The 17,075-nt window shown below is 63.9% G+C and carries 16 protein-coding genes; 8 read left to right on the top strand and 8 right to left on the bottom strand.

The window, feature by feature from the left end:
- Nucleotides 1–39 precede the first annotated feature (39 nt).
- Nucleotides 40–2,043, bottom strand: a complete 2,004-nt coding sequence (locus AB4099_RS13540) for a thioredoxin domain-containing protein (RefSeq protein ID WP_441478473.1) — start codon at nucleotides 2,041–2,043, stop codon at nucleotides 40–42.
- Between the two features lie 49 nt (nucleotides 2,044–2,092).
- On the opposite strand from AB4099_RS13540, the gene mnmE reads away from it, so the two are divergent.
- The 5 genes from mnmE to AB4099_RS13515 all read left to right on the top strand — a co-directional run bounded on the left by mnmE (nucleotide 2,093) and on the right by AB4099_RS13515 (nucleotide 7,784).
- Entirely contained in the window at nucleotides 2,093–3,409 is a 1,317-nt protein-coding gene (gene mnmE, locus AB4099_RS13535) for a tRNA uridine-5-carboxymethylaminomethyl(34) synthesis GTPase MnmE (protein ID WP_441478472.1), read from the top strand.
- 91 nt (nucleotides 3,410–3,500) lie between these two features.
- Nucleotides 3,501–5,390, top strand: coding sequence for a tRNA uridine-5-carboxymethylaminomethyl(34) synthesis enzyme MnmG (gene mnmG / locus AB4099_RS13530; protein WP_441478471.1), 1,890 nt, complete (start codon nucleotides 3,501–3,503; stop codon nucleotides 5,388–5,390).
- A gap of 3 nt (nucleotides 5,391–5,393) precedes the next feature.
- The gene (gene rsmG, locus AB4099_RS13525) at nucleotides 5,394–6,041 is read left to right on the top strand and encodes a 16S rRNA (guanine(527)-N(7))-methyltransferase RsmG (RefSeq protein WP_113515721.1); all 648 of its coding nucleotides are present in this window, start codon (nucleotides 5,394–5,396) and stop codon (nucleotides 6,039–6,041) included.
- Nucleotides 6,038–6,871 (top strand): ParA family protein, encoded by an 834-nt coding sequence (locus tag AB4099_RS13520; RefSeq protein ID WP_069878593.1) that lies wholly within the window; start codon nucleotides 6,038–6,040, stop codon nucleotides 6,869–6,871. Before rsmG ends, AB4099_RS13520 begins: the two co-directional genes overlap by 4 nt.
- Before the next feature lie 34 nt (nucleotides 6,872–6,905).
- The gene (locus tag AB4099_RS13515; protein ID WP_113515723.1) at nucleotides 6,906–7,784 is read left to right on the top strand and encodes a ParB/RepB/Spo0J family partition protein; all 879 of its coding nucleotides are present in this window, start codon (nucleotides 6,906–6,908) and stop codon (nucleotides 7,782–7,784) included.
- Nucleotides 7,785–7,903: 119 nt separating this feature from the next.
- Here AB4099_RS13515 and holA read toward each other — a convergent pair whose 3' ends face one another.
- Genes holA through leuS form a run of 3 tightly spaced genes read right to left on the bottom strand, consistent with a single transcriptional unit; the run spans nucleotide 7,904 to nucleotide 12,128 of the window.
- The gene (gene holA, locus AB4099_RS13510) at nucleotides 7,904–8,935 is read right to left on the bottom strand and encodes a DNA polymerase III subunit delta (protein ID WP_441478470.1); all 1,032 of its coding nucleotides are present in this window, start codon (nucleotides 8,933–8,935) and stop codon (nucleotides 7,904–7,906) included.
- Nucleotides 8,936–8,950: 15 nt separating this feature from the next.
- Nucleotides 8,951–9,517 (bottom strand): LPS-assembly lipoprotein LptE, encoded by a 567-nt coding sequence (locus tag AB4099_RS13505; protein WP_162768160.1) that lies wholly within the window; start codon nucleotides 9,515–9,517, stop codon nucleotides 8,951–8,953.
- A complete protein-coding gene (gene leuS, locus AB4099_RS13500; RefSeq protein WP_441478469.1) occupies nucleotides 9,504–12,128 on the bottom strand; it encodes a leucine--tRNA ligase in 2,625 nt (874 codons plus the stop codon). Before leuS ends, AB4099_RS13505 begins: the two co-directional genes overlap by 14 nt.
- Before the next feature lie 204 nt (nucleotides 12,129–12,332).
- Between leuS and AB4099_RS13495 the strand changes: the two genes are divergently transcribed.
- Nucleotides 12,333–12,998: a YggS family pyridoxal phosphate-dependent enzyme gene (locus tag AB4099_RS13495; RefSeq protein ID WP_113515727.1), complete on the top strand. Its 666-nt coding sequence runs from the start codon at nucleotides 12,333–12,335 to the stop codon at nucleotides 12,996–12,998.
- A 91-nt stretch (nucleotides 12,999–13,089) separates the two neighbouring features.
- Here AB4099_RS13495 and AB4099_RS13490 read toward each other — a convergent pair whose 3' ends face one another.
- A complete protein-coding gene (locus AB4099_RS13490; protein ID WP_441478468.1) occupies nucleotides 13,090–13,578 on the bottom strand; it encodes a L,D-transpeptidase family protein in 489 nt (162 codons plus the stop codon).
- Between the two features lie 162 nt (nucleotides 13,579–13,740).
- Between AB4099_RS13490 and AB4099_RS13485 the strand changes: the two genes are divergently transcribed.
- Together AB4099_RS13485 and AB4099_RS13480 are read left to right on the top strand one after the other, a co-directional pair.
- Nucleotides 13,741–14,427 (top strand): response regulator transcription factor, encoded by a 687-nt coding sequence (locus AB4099_RS13485; RefSeq protein ID WP_069882335.1) that lies wholly within the window; start codon nucleotides 13,741–13,743, stop codon nucleotides 14,425–14,427.
- A 6-nt stretch (nucleotides 14,428–14,433) separates the two neighbouring features.
- Nucleotides 14,434–14,898, top strand: coding sequence for a cyclic nucleotide-binding domain-containing protein (locus tag AB4099_RS13480; protein ID WP_069878600.1), 465 nt, complete (start codon nucleotides 14,434–14,436; stop codon nucleotides 14,896–14,898).
- 9 nt (nucleotides 14,899–14,907) lie between these two features.
- Here the strand turns inward: AB4099_RS13480 and xth are convergent, their stop codons facing one another.
- From xth to AB4099_RS13465, 3 genes are all read right to left on the bottom strand, one after another.
- The gene (gene xth, locus AB4099_RS13475) at nucleotides 14,908–15,723 is read right to left on the bottom strand and encodes an exodeoxyribonuclease III (protein ID WP_113515729.1); all 816 of its coding nucleotides are present in this window, start codon (nucleotides 15,721–15,723) and stop codon (nucleotides 14,908–14,910) included.
- Between the two features lie 168 nt (nucleotides 15,724–15,891).
- Nucleotides 15,892–16,719, bottom strand: coding sequence for a LolA family protein (locus tag AB4099_RS13470; protein WP_113515730.1), 828 nt, complete (start codon nucleotides 16,717–16,719; stop codon nucleotides 15,892–15,894).
- A gap of 183 nt (nucleotides 16,720–16,902) precedes the next feature.
- Nucleotides 16,903–17,075, bottom strand: a 173-nt coding sequence (locus AB4099_RS13465; protein ID WP_441478746.1) for a DNA translocase FtsK, incomplete at its 5' end; no start/stop codon positions are given.

Genomic DNA, 17,075 nt, shown 5'->3' with positions numbered 1-17,075 from the left:
CAGTCATGCCGAACCCGCCTTTCTTGTTTGGATCCGAGGTCACCGCCCAGCAGCAATGGCATCCTGCAATTGATTCGGATCCGTTACGGGAGGCAGGCAACGCCCGGCGAAGCAGATGAAGGCGGCACCGCTGCCTGCAAGACGCGCCATGGAAGCGGCTGGGTGATCCGATGCCAGCGCGCTGGCATCGGGGCAGTCGACGATCATCGTCGTCGTGTAGGGCAACGCCAGCGCGGCTTCGCGAAGCCGTTCACGCTCGGGTCCGGCCAGGACGATCTCGACGCCGTGCCGCGCCAGATCATAGGCATTGAGTATGGAGCCATGGGCGATGGGCGCGCGCTCGGCAGCGGCCAATACTGCTGCGAGAAACTGTTCGGCCTGGGCCCTATCGGTCGAGGCTCCCGTCTTGGTCGCCAGACGAAGCAGGTTCCCTGCATGCAGGCCATTGGCGTTGGGAACTGCATCATCATGAGTCGGCCTCGGTACGACCGGAAGAGCGATGCTGTCACCCAGAGTCATACCAAGTAGACTCGTATCGGCGTGGCGGTAGTGCCGCCAGAGATGGGCCGACCAACGCAGGGCGTGGTCTAGGAAATGTGGTTCCGATGTGGCGTCGTGGAGCGCCAGGGCCGCATCGATCATCGCTGCGTGATCGAGCGCAAAGCCCGGGGCGATCAGCCGGCCCGCGCGGTAGGAGTGAGCGAGACCATCGCCATGTCTCATTGATTCGGTGACGAAATGGTAAGTTCGTCGGGCAAGGCCCAGCCAGGTGGGCTCGGCGAGCAGCCTGGAGGCACGGGCGAGCGCTGCGATCACCAGCCCATTCCAGTCGGCCAGGATCTTGTCGTCGCGGGTGGGAGGGACCCGGCGAGCTCGCAACGCCAGGAGCTCGCGCCGAATGCTGGCCAATTGCTGCTCGGATGCCGGATCGGGATCGGGCGTGTCGAGCCGGTTGAGGATCGTGACCCCTTCCCAGTTGCCATGGGCGGTGACGTCATAGTGTCGGGCGAAGAGCCCTGCGTCCGCTGGCGCGAGATGGCTGGCCAGTTCCGGTGCGGTCCAGACATAGAACTTGCCTTCGACCCCCTCGGAATCGGCATCGAGGCTGGAGGCGAAGGCACCCTCCCGCAGCAACATATCCCGCTCAAGCCAGGTGACGATGCCCTGGGCCGCGCTGCGCGCCAGTGGATCGCCGCTGCGCTTCGCCTCGAGCGCATAGAGTCCGAGAAGCTGGGCATTGTCATAAAGCATCTTCTCGAAATGCGGCACGAGCCAGCGCTCGTCGACCGAGTATCGGGCAAAGCCGCCGCCGAGGTGATCGTGAATGCCGCCACGCGCCATGCGTTCCAGGGTGCGGGTCGCCGGCAGGAGCGTGGTCGCATTCCCAGTGCGGCTGCCGTGACGCCAAAGCAGCTCGGTCAGGCCAGGGTTGGGGAATTTCGGTGCGCCGCGCAGCCCACCATGATGCGGATCGAAGGATTGGGCGATCTCGCTGGCGATCGGGTCGAGGCCAGGTTCGTATTGGGCTTCTGCCCTGGCCGCGGTCTCACTCTGCTGGAGTGCAGCCTTGATCGCGGAGGCATTGCGCGCGATCCGCTCGGGCTCCTGTGCATGGATGGCCGCGATCTGCTGCAGCACCTGGATGAAGGAGGGCCGTCCATTGCGCGCGGTTGGCGGAAAATAGGTGCCGCCCCAGAAGGGCTGAGCGTCGGCCGTGAGGAACATGGTCAGCGGCCAGCCCCCCTGTTCGCCCAGGCTGTGCAACGCACTCATGTAGACGTGATCGATATCGGGTCGCTCCTCCCGGTCGACCTTGATGTTGACGAAGAGCGCGTTCATCAGCGCCGCGGCTGCCGGGTCCTCGAAGCTCTCATGCGCCATGACGTGACACCAGTGACAGGCGGCATAGCCGACCGAGAGCAGGACCAGGCGGCCGCTTGACTTTGCTTCGGCAAAAGCTTCTTCGCTCCATTCCCACCAATGGACGGGATTGTCCTTGTGCTGCAGGAGATAGGGGCTGGCCGCGGCTCCTAGACGATTCATCGACGGGTCTCCCAGGCGGATCAGCGTCGCTACGGAAAGATGTCTGCCTATGACGACCGGACAGGATTACCCAACGATTGTGGCGCTATCGTCGGCCAATGGTCGTGCCGGAGTGGCCGTCCTGCGGGTATCCGGGCCTCAAGTTCGATTCGTCCTCGAAACAATTTCGGGCGTTATCCCCAACCCGAGGCATGCGGTGCTTCGGCATCTGCGCCACCCGGTTTCCCGCGAGGTGATCGATTCCGCTTTGGTCCTGTTCTTTCCCGGACCAGCGAGCTTCACTGGCGAGGATGTCGCCGAGTTCCATATCCATGGCTCGCGTGCGGTGATGGCGGCCCTGCTCTCGGCACTGACCAGCCTGCCAGGGCTTCGCTTGGCGGAGGCCGGAGAGTTCACCCGGCGGGCCTTTGAGGCCGGAAAGCTCGATCTTGCAGCGGTCGAGGGCTTGGCAGACCTGATCGATTCGGAGACGGAATGGCAGCGTCGACAGGCGCTTCGGCAAATGGATGGGGCCCTCGGTCATGCGGCTGCGCTGTGGCGAGACCAGTTGATCGGCGCCATGTCCCTGCTGGAGGCCGAGATCGATTTTTCGGATGAAGGTGATGTTTCCGGAGAGCTGCTCGATAACGCGATTGCCGCCGTCGAACAAGTACTGGCGAGCCTGCGCGACGCCCTGGGGTCATTTCGGATGGGCGAGCGTGTTCGCGAGGGATTTGTCGTCGTGCTGGCGGGGCCGCCCAATGCGGGCAAGTCGAGTCTGCTGAACGCCCTCGCCCGCCGCGACGTGGCAATCGTCTCGCCGCAGCCTGGCACGACCCGAGACATGATTGAAGTCAGGCTCGATTTGGCCGGTTTCCCGGTGACGTTGATCGATACGGCGGGTTTATGCGAGAGCGTCGATCCGATCGAGGCAGAAGGTGTTCGCCGGGCGAACGCCCTGGCCGAGAAGGCGGATCTGGTGCTGAGACTTCGCGCAGTCGATTCGCTTCCGGACCGAAGAGCCGTTGAGCCGCAGGACCTGATGGTAGCCACCAAGTGCGATTTGCCCGGGCAAGTCCGCGTCGGCGAGCTGGCGCTGTCCGTGCAAAGCGGTGTCGGTCTCGATGCGCTCTTGAGGAGCATCTCCGAGCGGCTCGGTGCGCTGACCAATCCCGAGCCCGCATTGTTGACCCGCGAGCGACAGCGCGTAGCGGTTACGGATGCGGTCGCGGCGCTGCAGCGGGCCGCAGCTTCCGGGCACGGCCAGGTCGAACTGCTGGCCGAGGATGTCAGGATCGCCGTGCGCGCGCTCGAACGACTCGTGGGGCGGATCGACGTCGAGGATGTGCTGGACCGACTGTTTTCCGGCTTCTGCATCGGGAAGTAGAGAAACCCTGCGCGGCGTTTCACGTGAAACTCTCGGCTGAGAGATCACAAGAATCTTGACCCCTGGCACGGTGTTGGCTAGCGACATGCGCATGTCCCATTCCATTGCCACTGATCGCTACGACGTCATCGTCGTAGGTGGCGGCCATGCCGGCGCCGAAGCGGCGGCGGCGGCTGCGCGTCTTGGTGCGCGCACGGCGCTGCTGACCCATCAGCGCGAGACGATTGGCGTGATGTCCTGCAATCCTGCGATCGGCGGGTTGGGCAAGGGCCATCTCGTGCGCGAGATCGATGCGCTCGACGGTATCATGGCCCGCGCAGCTGACCGTGCCGGCATTCAGTTCCGAATGCTGAACCGCCGCAAGGGCCCGGCCGTTCGCGGCCCGCGTGCACAGGCCGACCGCAAGCTCTACCGGAGCGCGGTCCAGAATCTTCTTGCCGAACACGATCATCTCGAGATCGTTGTCGGCGAGGCCTTCGACCTCGATATTGCGAATGGCACCGTTCAAGCTGTCATTCTGTCGGACGGCCGTCGATTCGCCTGCGGAACGGTTGTCCTGACGACTGGCACTTTCCTGCGTGGATTGATCCATATCGGCGAGAAGACAATTCCGGCAGGACGTGTTGGGGAAGCCCCGTCGCTTGGTCTATCGGCTACGCTGGAGCGTCATGCGTTTCCGCTTGGTCGCCTCAAGACGGGTACGCCGCCACGGCTGGATGGGCGCACGATCGCCTGGTCCGCGCTGGAGATGCAGGCCGGTGACGATCCGCCGGAGCCGTTCTCTGCGCTGACCGACCTGATTACGACGCCGCAGATTTCCTGCGGCATCACCCGCACCACGCTGGCCTCGCACGAATTGATCCGCGCCAATCTCCATCGCGCGCCGATGTTTTCGGGCCAGATCGAGGGCCGAGGGCCACGCTATTGCCCATCGATCGAGGATAAGGTCGGCCGCTTCGGGGATCGCGACGGCCACCAGATCTTTCTGGAGCCGGAGGGGCTCGATGATCCCACCGTCTATCCCAACGGTATCTCGACCTCCTTGCCGGAAGATGTACAGCTCGACTTGCTGAGGACGATTCCTGGGCTTGAAGATGCAGCCATGCTGCGTCCTGGCTATGCGATCGAGTATGATTTCGTCGATCCTCGCGCTTTGAAGAACACGCTTGAGACGCGCGCGATCGCTGGTCTGTTTCTCGCGGGCCAGATCAACGGAACGACCGGCTATGAGGAGGCGGCGGCCCAGGGGCTCTTTGCGGGCCTCAATGCGGCACGGCGTGCCAGTGGTGCAGAGCCGGTCGCGATGGATCGGACCACCTCCTATATCGGCGTGCTGGTTGATGACCTCGTTACCCGCGGCGTGACCGAGCCCTATCGCATGTTCACCTCGCGCGCGGAGTTCAGGCTGTCGCTGCGAGTCGATAATGCCGATGAGCGGCTAACCTCTTTGGGTATCGCGCTTGGCTTGGTCGGTGGCGAGCGTGAACGCCGGTTCCGGGCCAAGGCGGAGCAAATTGACGGATTGCGTGAGCAATTGAAGAACCTCCGGCTATCGCCACAACAGGCCGACCAGGCCGGCCTGCAGTTGAACAGGGATGGCGTGCGGCGCAGCGCTTATCAGCTCCTATCCTATCCAGATATCAGCTTCGAGCACCTGACGGCGATCTGGCCCGAGCTCGGCGCCTACCCTTCCTTTGTGGCGTCGCGGGTTACGGCCGATGCGACCTATGCGGTCTATCTCGACCGGCAGGCTGCCGAGATCGGCGCCTATCAGCGCGATCAAGCGCTGGAGGTTCCGGCGGATCTCGATCTTGATGGCATTTCCGGGCTCTCGAATGAACTGAAGGCGAAGCTGTCGCAGCAGCGCCCGGCCAATCTCGCGCAAGCATCACGGATCGAAGGCATGACTCCTGCTGCACTGACTTTGCTGGCGGCCCATGCGCGGCGGGATCGCAAGCGCGCGACTGAGACGGCGGCCTGAGTCGTGTCTGTTGACAACGATGACCGCGCCCGCGCTCTGCGCTTGACTCCTGTTTCACGTGAAACACAGGAGCGGCTCGCGCTGCTGGTCGCAGAGCTGGTCAAATGGCAAAATGCGAAGAACCTGGTCTCTTCAGCAACGCTTGCGGATGTCTGGACGCGGCACATCGCTGATTCGCTCCAGCTCTTCGCATTGGCGCCTGACGCCAGGGCTTGGCTCGATCTCGGCTCAGGCGGTGGATTTCCCGGGCTTGTGATCGGGATCTGTCTTGCCGAGCAAGGGCAAGGTCGGATCCATCTGGTCGAGAGCAATGCTCGCAAATGCGCCTTTTTGCGCCACGCGGCCCGGGTGACCGGTGCGCCTGTGACGGTTCATGCCTCGCGGATCGAGGATATCGTTGGGGAGTTCACAGAAAAAGTCGACGTCGTGACGGCCCGGGCGCTCGCACCCCTCCCGATTCTGCTAGGGTGGTGCAAGGAGTTGTTGAGAACCGGGACACTTGGGCTCTTTCCCAAGGGACAATATCTAGATGCTGAATTGACCGAAGCGTCTAAATATTGGAAGATTCAGGCCTCGACAGTTGTCTCCGTGACAGATCCGGCAGCTCGCATTCTGTTGATTCGCGAGGCCGAGCAGCGGGCCGATACATGACCGATCTGACTCCCATTACCCTTCCTCCCCGCCGGCCACGTGTGCTGGTGCTCGCCAACCAGAAGGGCGGCGTCGGCAAGACGACGACGGCCATCAACCTCGGCACGGCTCTCGCCGCGATCGGTGAGAAGGTGCTGATCGTCGATCTCGATCCGCAGGGGAATGCCTCGACCGGCCTCGGCGTTGACCGGAAGAGCCGGCAATCCTCGACCTATGACGTGCTATGCGGTGATATCGGCCTTGGTCAGGCGCTGCAGGAAACCGCCGTACCCGGTTTGTTCATCGCGCCGTCGACGCTCGACCTGCTTGGTGTCGAGCTCGAGATCGCCAGCGCCAAGGATCGCACCCAGCGCCTCAAGAAGGCGATCGACGAGATCTCCGACGATCAGCGCTGTGCGGACCTGACCTATATCCTGATCGACTGCCCACCTTCGCTCAGCCTGATCACCATCAATGCGATGACGGCGGCCGACGCCGTGCTTGTGCCGCTGCAATGCGAGTTCTTCGCGCTGGAAGGCCTCAGCCAGCTGCTCAAGACGGTCGAACAAGTTCGCAACGGCCTCAATCCGCGCCTGATCATTCAGGGCGTGGTGCTGACCATGTTCGACCCGCGCAACAATCTCTCCGGTCAGGTCATGGCCGATGTTCGCGAGTTTCTGGGCGACAAGGTCTATGAGACCGTGATCCCGCGCAATGTCCGGGTTTCCGAAGCCCCGTCCTATGGCAAGCCCGCCCTGCTCTACGATCTCCGCTGTGCCGGTTCGCAGGCCTATTTGCGGCTGGCATCCGAAGTCATCAGGCGGGAGCGTGCGCTGCGCGCCGCTGCCTGAACTCATTTCGTATTTGGTATCAAGAGGTTGAATTATGGCCGAGGAACAGGGACGTTCACGTCTTGGCCGGGGTCTCGCCGCTCTGATTGGCGATGTCGGCGACGAGATCGGAGCTCTCGAGCGTGCCAGGGGCCAGCGTCGGGTTCCGGTCGAGTTCCTGCGGCCGAGCGCGCGCAACCCGCGGCGCAGTTTCGCGGATGACGAGCTCGAGGATCTCACGGCTTCCGTTCGCGAGCGCGGGATCCTGCAGCCGATCATCGTCCGGCCGCTCAAGGGCATGGCCGACGCCTATGAGATCATTGCCGGAGAACGGCGCTGGCGCGCCGCGCAGCGCGCCGGCCTGCACGAGGTTCCTGTCATCCAGGTCGAGGCAGACGACCGCGAGGCGCTGGAAATCGCCATCGTCGAGAACGTCCAGCGCAGCGACCTGAACGCGATCGAAGAGGCAGCCGGTTACGAGCGCCTGATTGCCGAATTCAGTTATACGCAGAACGATTTGGCCCGCGTCATCGGCAAGAGCCGAAGCCATGTCGCGAATACGTTGCGCCTGTCAAAACTGCCGGAGCCTGTCCGGCGGATGGTGGCTGAGGGCGCCGTTTCGGCTGGCCACGCGCGCGCCCTGCTCTCGGTCGCGGACCCGGAGCTGATGGCGCGCAAGATCGTCGACGAGGGCCTCAGCGTTCGCGACATTGAACGACTGGTTCAGGAAGAGACGCGGGGCGAGAGCAGGAGCGCCCCTGGCAAGCCGAAGCCCGACAAGGATCCGGACACGCGCGCGTTGGAAAAGGCGCTCGAGGAGGTTCTGGGGCTTTCGGTGTCGATTCAGCACCGCCCGAGCGGTGGGGGCGACATGAAGATCGGCTACAAGACGCTCGATCAGCTCGACGCGCTGTGCCGGCGCCTGAAGGCCTGATCAGACCTGCTTACGCGCTAAAGCGTCGGCCCGAACCGTGGACCGCCGGTTTTCGGGAAAGCCGATGCGAACACAGGAGGTTAGATTATCGAACCGGATACGATATCTGGTCGGATAATCTAGGAACCGCGCCCGCCGCTTTGCGCCAGCCGGGCGAGAGTCCAAAGGGTGCGTGCAGCCGTTGGGCGGGCGAGTTCGCCATCGCGCCTGACCGCAAGTGTTGCGGTTCCCAGGATCCCGACCGCTTCGGTGAGCTTCTGCACGGACCATGCGTTCAACGCCGCTTCAGCGGCCGCCATGCGGGGAAAGGGCAGCCGCATGCTGGAGACCGCGTCCCGGGCGCTGCGGCCGCCATCGACGCTCTGACGGGCTTTCAGCAGCGTCAGGGCGTGGCGCAACAAGCCACCAAGCATCACCCCGGAATCGAGGCCTTCGCTGGACAGCTTTGCGAGCGCCAGATCGAGCACGGCCAGACGGCCGGCGAAGACCGCATCGACCAGCGCAGCCTGCTCGCGTTGTGCCGTATCGCCGACGACTGCGTCGATATGCGCTTCGGTGACGGCTGAATCTTCGCCAACATAGAGCAGAAGCTTTTCGATCTCGCGGCGCGACGTCTGGCGATCGCCGCCCAATAGCCCGGTCAGCTGTTCACGCGTGGTGCGGTCGATGGATTTGCCGGCAGCCCGGACCATTTCATCGATGATACTACCAAGATCGCGCGCCGCATCGCCGTAGCAGGGCACTGCGAGGGCCGTTCGTGCCTTCTCACAGGCCTGGCGCAGGGGATTGGTGCGTTGGAGATCGCCCGCCTCGACGATGACGATCGCGTCCTGTGATGGCGTCGACAGCAGCGGCTCGACCGCCGCGAGGAGCAGCTTCGATGTCGGTGACACGCGAATGGCACGCCGGCCGCCGAACAGGCCGATCGTATTGGCTTCGTCGACCAGCTTGAGGGGATCGGCAGCGATATCATCGCCATCCATGCGAATGAGCTGGAAGGCGTCATTGATATCGTCGACGCTGGCGCGTGCGAGCGCTGTCGCCCGCTCGGAGACCAGGCCGGAATCGGGGCCATAGATCAGAATGAGGCGCCAGGCCGGGTCCAGCTTGGTCAGGGCCCGGTCGGCCTCATGCGCCTTGATGGCGACCATTGCCTGTCGTCCGGCTCAGCCGCCGACGAGATCGGCGGCGATCTGCCCTTGGATCAGCGTTGCCAACGACTTGCCGGCGCGAACCTGGGCATCTCGTGCTGCGCGGACCGTGGAAAAACGCTGCTGCGAGCGTTCATAGGGCGCCCGCGTTATGGTCGTGCCGGAGGATACGACCTCTCCTGTGCCTTCGCGGACGAGCGACCAGGTGGCTGTCGCGACGAGAACGGCGGAGTCGGCGCGACCACTGACGTAGTCGACGGTGACGACTTGGATCGATTCCTGGACGGAGGCCTGGAGCTTCAGACGCTTCGGGCCGGTCGCCTCTCCGGCTCCGCCGCCGTCGAGTTCGAAAACGAGCTCGTTGCGCAGGTAATGACCGACCAGGCCCTTGATCTCGGGGACCTCGATATTCCTGAGCGCCGCTTTGACACTGCCGCCGACAGTGCTGGTCGTATTCTCCGCGTAGAGCGGGCGCAGGCAGCCGCCGGCAAGTGCGGCCGCAGCGAGTGCGGCGGCCAGCATGAGGCGGCGGGTAGGCACACCGCGACCAGCCTGGCAGCGGTGCGAATCAGACGACGACATTCACAATTCTCCCCGGCACCACGATGATCTTCCGGATCGGGCGATCGTCCAGGGCCTTGATGACGGCCTGGGATGACCGAACGATGGCTTCGACGGAGACCGTATCCGCATCGGCTGGCACGGTCACCTCTGCTCGCTTCTTGCCGTTGATCTGGACCGGCAGGGTGACGCTGTCGTCCCGGAGCAGTTCGGCGTCGGCAACCGGCCAGGAGGCTTCGCCAACGAGGCCGGGCTGGCCGAGCGCGTGCCAGCACTCCTCGGCAAGATGCGGCATCATCGGCGCGACAAGCTGCGTGACGATGGTGGCGGCCTCATGAAGCGCAAAAGCCATATCGCTGGAAAGCGCGGCTTCCTCGGCAGCTCCGTCGAGCGCCTTCGCGATCGCGTTCGTCAGCGTGTAGATGTGAGCGACGCACCGGTTGAAGCCGAGGCGCTCGATATCGGCGCCGACGGCCTGCAGGGCACGATGGCTGGCCTTGCGCAAGGTGAGGGCGGCCTCACCGAATTCGGCGGCAGCACCCACTGAATTGCCGGTCCGCTCGGCGATCTCGCCGATCAGCCGCCACAGGCGTTGCACGAAGCGGGCTGCGCCCTGAACCCCCTCATCCGTCCAGATCACATCGCGATCCGGCGGCGAGTCCGAAAGCATGAACCAGCGGGCGGTGTCGGCGCCGTAGGAGGCGATGATGTCGTCGGGGTCGACCACATTCTTCTTCGACTTCGACATCTTCTCGATGGAGCCGATCTCGATCGGTGCGCCGGTCGAGACATGGAAGCCACGACGCTCGCTGCCATTGGCCTCGATGCGGACGTCGCCGGGCTCGACCCAGGCCCCATCCTCGGCCCGGTAGGTCTCATGGACCACCATGCCCTGGGTGAAGAGGCCGGCAAAAGGCTCGTCCAGCCCGGCATGGCCGGTCGCCTTCATGGCGCGGGTGAAGAAGCGCGAATAGAGCAGGTGCAGGATCGCGTGCTCGACGCCGCCGATATACTGGTCGACAGGGAGGAAGCGGTCGACGACCTTGCGATCCGTCGGGCTCTCGGTGCGCCAGGGATCGGTGAAACGGGCAAAATACCACGAGGAATCGACGAAGGTGTCCATCGTGTCGGTTTCGCGCCGGGCCGGCTTGCCGCAACTGGGGCAGGCGACATGTTTCCAGCTCGGGTGATGGTCGAGCGGGTTTCCGGGCTTCTCGAAGGAGACGTCGTCCGGCAGCTTGACCGGCAGGTCGGCATCCGGGACCGGGACGGTGCCGCAATCGGCACAGTGGATGATCGGGATCGGGCAGCCCCAGTAGCGCTGGCGCGAGATGCCCCAATCGCGCAGTCGGAAATTCACCTTGCGCGTGCCAACGGGCTGATTGCCGCGTGTCTCGCTCTCCAGCCGGCGGGCCACCTCTTCTTTCGCCTCCGGAATGGTCATGCCATCCAGGAAACGCGAATTGATCATGCGGCCATCCTCGACATAGGCCGTGTCCGTGATGACGAAGCTCTCGGGGTCGACACCTTCGGGGCAGACGACCGGGATGTTGCCGAGCCCGTATTTATTGACGAAGTCGAGATCGCGCTGGTCATGGGCCGGGCAGCCGAAAATGGCACCGGTGCCATATTCCATCAGGATGAAATTCGCGACATACACCGGCAAAGTCCATGACGGATCAAAGGGATGGACCGCGCGCAGGCCGGTGTCGAAGCCGAGTTTCTCGGCCTTGTCGATCGCTTCCTGCGCGGTGCCGGTGCGCTTGCACTCCTCGATGAAGGCCTGCAGTTCCGGGCTCCTGGCTGCGGCGGCCTTGGCCAGCGGGTGATCAGGCGCGATCGCCATGAACTTCGCGCCGAACAGCGTGTCCGGGCGCGTCGTATAGATCTCCAGCTCGGATTGGCCGAAGGTATTCGATTCGAGCGCGAAACGAATCAGCAGCCCTTCCGAGCGGCCGATCCAGTTCTTCTGCATCAGCCGCACTTTCTCGGGCCAGCGCGTCAGCCCTTCCAGGGCGTCATGCAGCTCCTGACCGTAATCGGTGATCTTGAAGAACCACTGGGTCAGCTCGCGGATCTCGACGAGGGCGCCGGAGCGCCAGCCACGCCCGTCGATGACCTGTTCGTTGGCGAGCACGGTCTCGTCGACTGGATCCCAGTTGACCTTGGCGGTCTTGCGATCGACCAGCCCGGACTTGAGGAAGTCCAGGAACATCTTCTGTTGGTGGCGATAATAGCTCGGGTCGCAGGTGGCGAGTTCGCGGCTCCAATCCAGTGACAGCCCCATCGACTGCAACTGCGTGCGCATCGTCGCGATATTGGCGTAGGTCCATTCGCGCGGATGGATCTTGTTGGCCTTGGCAGCGTTCTCGGCCGGCAGCCCGAACGCATCCCAGCCCATCGGGTGGAGAACGGAAAAACCCTTGGCCCGCTTGTAGCGCGCAACGACGTCGCCCATCGCATAGTTGCGCACATGGCCCATGTGGATGCGCCCTGACGGATAGGGGAACATCTCGAGCACGTAGTAGCTCGGGCGCGTGTCGTCATTGCGGGTCTCGAAGAGCTTGCGCTCATTCCAGACCTGGCGCCATTTCGGCTCGGATTCCTTGGGATTGTAACGTTCGACGGCCATGATGCGCGGGCAATTCTTGGATAAGCGGAGCCTGCCGGCCGCTTCCTACGAAATCGCTGGGCGCTTTCAGAGGAAACAGAAGGCCGTTTCCGCAGTTAGAGCGGGATTCGGGCGGAAAACCGGTTCCGGCTTTTCCACATCTTGTTCTAGGACACCATTGCACGCACGCGGTCAACGTCGCGCGCGAGATGGAAGGGTTTCACGATGAACGATACGGTTACGCGGCTGGCCGCCACGCAAGCGGCGATTGCACGCGCCGCGCGTGATTTCGAGCGCCGCCCAGCGGATGTGACGCTGATCGCCGTTTCGAAGACCATGCCCGAGGAGGCGATCCTTCCTGCCCTGGAAGCAGGACAGCGCGTCTTCGGTGAGAACTACGTCCAGGAGGCCAAGGCGAAATGGCCGGGCCTGCGCGAGCGCTTTCCCGATGTCGAACTGCACATGATCGGCCCGCTGCAGTCGAACAAGGCCCGGGACGCGGTGGCCCTGTTCGATGCGATCCATACGCTCGACCGGGAGAGCCTGGCGAAGGAACTTGCCCGCGAGATCGCGAGGGCCGGTCGGGCACCGAAACTCTTTGTGCAGGTGAATACCGGCGAGGAGCCGCAGAAGGGCGGCATCAGCCCGAGCGAGGCCGATGCGTTCATCGCGCTCTGCCGTACGCATCACGGTTTAGTGATCGAGGGGTTGATGTGCATTCCGCCGGCCGAGGAGCCGCCTTCGCCGCATTTCGCGCTGCTTGCCAAGATGGCCTCGCGCAACGGGCTTCGCGGGCTCTCGATGGGAATGAGCGCCGATTACGAGGCGGCGATCCAGCTCGGTGCTACCCATGTTCGTGTCGGTAGCGCGATCTTTGGGGCCAGGGCGTAGAGAACTCCCTGCCCCCAAGTCGGTAGCGGTCCGACGCGACGGGTAGTGCCGAGTCGGTCCCAAGCGCTACCGATCCGGCTGACGGCGGATCCTACCGGATTTCCATGACGCAGTGCCGGGCGAGGCGCGGCAGCAGCTTCTGAAAGACATCGCGCTCGACAGCGACGCAACCCGCCGTCGGAGTGAAGCCCGGCCGGGCCAGATGCCAGAAAATCGCGCTGCCGCGGCCGCGAATCACCGGGGCGTCGTTCCAGCCCATTTCGACGATGACGTCGTAGAGATGGTCCTCGCGTGTGAGCCGCTCCTCGGCTTCGCCGGGCGGGCGCTCGATCAGACGATTGTAGCGCCGGTCGGCACTATCGTCGCACCAGGCATCGCGAGGTGCGATTCTGCGCAAAGGCAAGCTGGTCTGGGGGCGGGGCAAGCGGTCGGCGCGATAGAATATGCGGCGCAGCGGCAATGTGGCGCGGGGGGTGCCGCCATCGCCCTCGCGCTTGGCGACAATGATGCCGGAGCGGCCAAGCGCACAGGGAAAACAAGCGCCGCCGGCGATCAGAAAACCCTTGCGGCTATCATGCACGGAGCGGACGACTCGCAACCGGGTAAGGCCGCGCCGGACCTCACCTGGACCGGCACCGCCGGCCTGATCACATTTTCTCACGGATATTCCACCCCACCTGACTTGCAGTCGCGATTCAGCGGGCTCATGGTGCCGGAATCGCAAACCGTTCAAATGATTGCCATGCCCGCCGTCCATCATATTCTTCTGGTTGACGACGACCAGACGTTGCGTGACGCGCTCGCGGAGCAGCTCGCGCTTTATGACGAGTTCCGGATCTCGACGGCTGCGACGGCGTCCGCCGGCGTGAAGGCCGTTCAGGCCGAACGGGTCGATCTCGCCGTCATGGATGTCGGGCTTCCCGACATGGATGGTCGCGAGGCGGTCAAGGTGATGCGCCGCAATGGCTTCAAGAGCCCGGTGATCATGCTGACCGGGCAGGGCTCGGACGCCGATACCGTGCTCGGGCTGGAAGCCGGCGCCAATGATTATGTGGTGAAGCCGTTCAAGTTCGCGGTGCTGCTCGCGCGTATCCGTGCCCATCTGCGGCAGTACGAGGCGAGCGAGGATGCCGTCTTCCAGGTCGGGCCCTATACCTTTCACCCCGGCTCGAAGCTGCTTGTCAGCGAGAAGGGCTCGAAGACCAAGCTCACCGAGAAAGAGACCGCGATCCTGCGCTTTCTCTATCGTGCCGGCCGCAAGCCGATTGCCCGCGAGATCCTGCTTCAGGAGGTCTGGGGCTATAATTCACAGGTCACCACCCACACGCTGGAGACCCATATCTATCGTCTGCGCCAGAAGATCGAGCCCGATCCCGCCAATGCGCGACTGCTGGTGACGGATGCGGGCGGCTATCGCCTGAATCCTTGAGATTTCATGGCGCTTAACGACGATATCGCGTTCCTGGCCAAACAGCCGCTGCTGGGTCTCATGGACCATGACGCCCTGCGGCTCGTGGCCTTTGCCGCCGAGAACCGCATCCTGCGCGCCGGCGATGTGCTCTTCCGGCGCAATGACGGCTCGGACGGTGCCTATCTCGTCGTCTCGGGTGCGATTGCGCTCATGAGCCGGGATGACGGCCAACCCGCCGACGAGGTGGTCGGCCCAGGCGGGTTGATCGGGGAACTGGCGCTGTTTGCCTCGATCAAGCGGCCGGTGACGGCGGTTGCACGCGAGCCCACGCAGCTGATGAAGCTCTCGCGCAGCGTGATGCGCCGGGTGCTCGGCGAATCCCCGCAATCGGCTCAGGCGATCGCGGCTGCGATCGGAGAGAGACTGCAAGGCTTCATGAGCGAATTGTCACAGGTTCGCGATGCGCTGATCGCGATCGACCGAAGCTGAAGGGCGCGATCAGAGTTCCAGTGTCACCGTGACGGGAACGTGGTCCGAGGGCCGCTCCCAGCCGCGTGCTTCACGCAGGAAGGTGAGGTCGCGCAGGGTCGGCTTCAATCCGTCGGAGAGCCAGATATGGTCGAGCCGGCGGCCCTTGTTGGAGGCAGCCCAGTCGGCGGCACGGTAGCTCCACCAGCTATAGAGCTTCTCGGGTTCGGGCCGCAGCGTGCGTGCGGCATCGGTCCAGCCAAGCTCGGAGCGCAGCTTTTCCAGCGTCGTGGTTTCGATGGGTGTGTGGCTGACCACGTCGAGAAGCTGCTTATGGCTCCAGACATCGTGCTCATAGGGCGCGATATTGAGATCGCCGAGCAGGATGCTTGGCCGATCGGTTGGTCGTTTGGCGATTCCCCAGGCGCCGAGTTCGTCGAGAAAGGCGAGCTTATGGGCGAACTTGTCGTTCAGGTTCGGATCCGGGATGTCGCCTCCGGCCGGGATGTAGAAATTATGGATGGCGACGCCCGCGGCCGCGCCAGCTCCCTTGTCGAGCACGACCGTCATGTGGCGGGCATCATTGCGTCCGCACATCGCCATGGCGTCCTTCTCGCTGAAGGGCAGCCGTGAGACGATCGCGACGCCATTATAGCCCTTCTGGCCGATGAAGGCCTGATGGACATAGCCGATCTTCTCGAAGGCCTTGGCGGGAAACTGCTCGTCAGGAGTCTTGGTCTCCTGCAGGCACAGGACGTCCGGTGCGGTGGTGGTCAGGAATTCCGTCACCATGCCGATGCGCAGGCGCACCGAATTGATGTTCCAGCTCGTAACGGTCAGATTCACGCAGTGTTTCCGGATCGAAAGGGAGCCGGAAACTGGGTCCTGGCCGCCGAAAAAGCAAGCTGCCCCCAAGCCTGACGGCGTTGCAGTCGCCGCGGCTCTGTTCTCGCGCCAAAAGTCATCGGAAACGCCGCCCGGTCTCGATCGGAGGGCTGGCGCTTCAGCTTATGCTCAGAGCATGCGCTCGTAGTTGATCACGAAATTCTTCGGATCGGGGCGCCGTTGCGTGTCGAGATTGTAGAGCGAGACGGACGTCTCATAGCCCTGGGGATCGATGACCACCCATTGCCTGAGCTCGTTGGCCGCCATGTCGTAGTTCAGCGTGATCTTCGACGTGCCGCCCAGCGTCGAACGATCCTCGACGCTGACGGAGAGGATGTCGCCCTTGGTGCTGACCTTGGTGATGGTCGAGTCTCGGGCAAGGTCCATGCGCTCCTTGACGAGGAACTTCAGTGGCGTCTGGCCGATCGAGTAGAGATCCTGGGTCGCGAGCTTCTTGTCGCGGATCGCCACCGAGGTGCCGTCGGCGATGACCTCCATGGTCACAGGCGGCCGATACTCGAAACGCATCTTGCCCGGGCGCTGGATATAGAGCTTGCCTTCGAAGCGGCGGCCGTCAGCGGCGAACTGGATGAAGTCGCCCTGCAAGGTCGAGAAGCCGTTGAAATAGGCATTGAGACGCTCGACAGCTTCCTGCTGCGTGAGCGGGGCTGAAGGCCTGTGGGTCGACTTGGCCGGGATGGCAGCCGGACGGGGCTGTTCGGCGGCGACAGTGGTGACGACCGGAGCGGAGGTTGCCTCTGCGGTCCGCGGCAGGCCAAGGCCCGGCGGTCGCATGGGCGGCAGCGGGATCGCGCGGGGAGCTGCCGGCTTGGCGGCCGGTGCTGCGGGTTTGGCCTGAAGATCAAGCGGCTGGGCCGCGAGCGGGCCAGACGCAATGGCGAGCCCAAGCGCCACAAGGGCGCCGAGCGAAGCCTGCATTGGCGAAACGCGTGTCATGAGCAAAGCTGCTCCGATGCTGGGGCCATATCGGCCTGGATGTTCGCGTCATTGCCTGATGCGGGCAATGACTGGAGGCGGGCGAAATCGCCCGCCGCCTCAGGTAAACGCATCAACCACCGTATGAGTTGCACCTCAGCGTGGCAATTTGAGGACCTGCTCGGTCGTCTCTCTGCCGTCCGCTCAATCCTCGTCTTCCCTGGCGCGGCTGGCCTCGACGAGGATCTCTCGCTTGCCGGCGTGGTTGGCGGGGCCGACGATGCCCTCGTTCTCCATGCGCTCCATGATCGAGGCGGCGCGGTTGTAGCCGATCTGCAGGCGGCGCTGGATATAGGAGGTCGAGGCCTTCTTGTCGC

The sequence above is a fragment of the Allobosea sp. 2KB_26 genome, from assembly GCF_052115715.1.
Classification (GTDB): Bacteria; Pseudomonadota; Alphaproteobacteria; order Rhizobiales; family Beijerinckiaceae; genus Allobosea.
Note: the sequence above shows the minus strand (reverse complement) of the source record. Positions and strands in the feature narration are given on the sequence as shown.

Bases quoted from the DNA above. Each gene is read 5' to 3' on its own strand.
- leuS (WP_441478469.1), bottom strand. From the start codon at position 12,128: ATGGCCGTCGAACGTTACAATCCCAAGGAATCCGAGCCGAAATGGCGC.
- AB4099_RS13485 (WP_069882335.1), top strand. From the start codon at position 13,741: ATGCCCGCCGTCCATCATATTCTTCTGGTTGACGACGACCAGACGTTG.
- AB4099_RS13505 (WP_162768160.1), bottom strand. From the start codon at position 9,517: ATGTCGTCGTCTGATTCGCACCGCTGCCAGGCTGGTCGCGGTGTGCCT.
- AB4099_RS13495 (WP_113515727.1), top strand. From the start codon at position 12,333: ATGAACGATACGGTTACGCGGCTGGCCGCCACGCAAGCGGCGATTGCA.
- AB4099_RS13540 (WP_441478473.1), bottom strand. From the start codon at position 2,043: ATGAATCGTCTAGGAGCCGCGGCCAGCCCCTATCTCCTGCAGCACAAG.
- AB4099_RS13515 (WP_113515723.1), top strand. From the start codon at position 6,906: ATGGCCGAGGAACAGGGACGTTCACGTCTTGGCCGGGGTCTCGCCGCT.
- AB4099_RS13480 (WP_069878600.1), top strand. From the start codon at position 14,434: ATGGCGCTTAACGACGATATCGCGTTCCTGGCCAAACAGCCGCTGCTG.
- mnmG (WP_441478471.1), top strand. From the start codon at position 3,501: ATGTCCCATTCCATTGCCACTGATCGCTACGACGTCATCGTCGTAGGT.
- mnmE (WP_441478472.1), top strand. From the start codon at position 2,093: ATGACGACCGGACAGGATTACCCAACGATTGTGGCGCTATCGTCGGCC.
- AB4099_RS13520 (WP_069878593.1), top strand. From the start codon at position 6,038: ATGACCGATCTGACTCCCATTACCCTTCCTCCCCGCCGGCCACGTGTG.
- AB4099_RS13470 (WP_113515730.1), bottom strand. From the start codon at position 16,719: ATGACACGCGTTTCGCCAATGCAGGCTTCGCTCGGCGCCCTTGTGGCG.
- holA (WP_441478470.1), bottom strand. From the start codon at position 8,935: ATGGTCGCCATCAAGGCGCATGAGGCCGACCGGGCCCTGACCAAGCTG.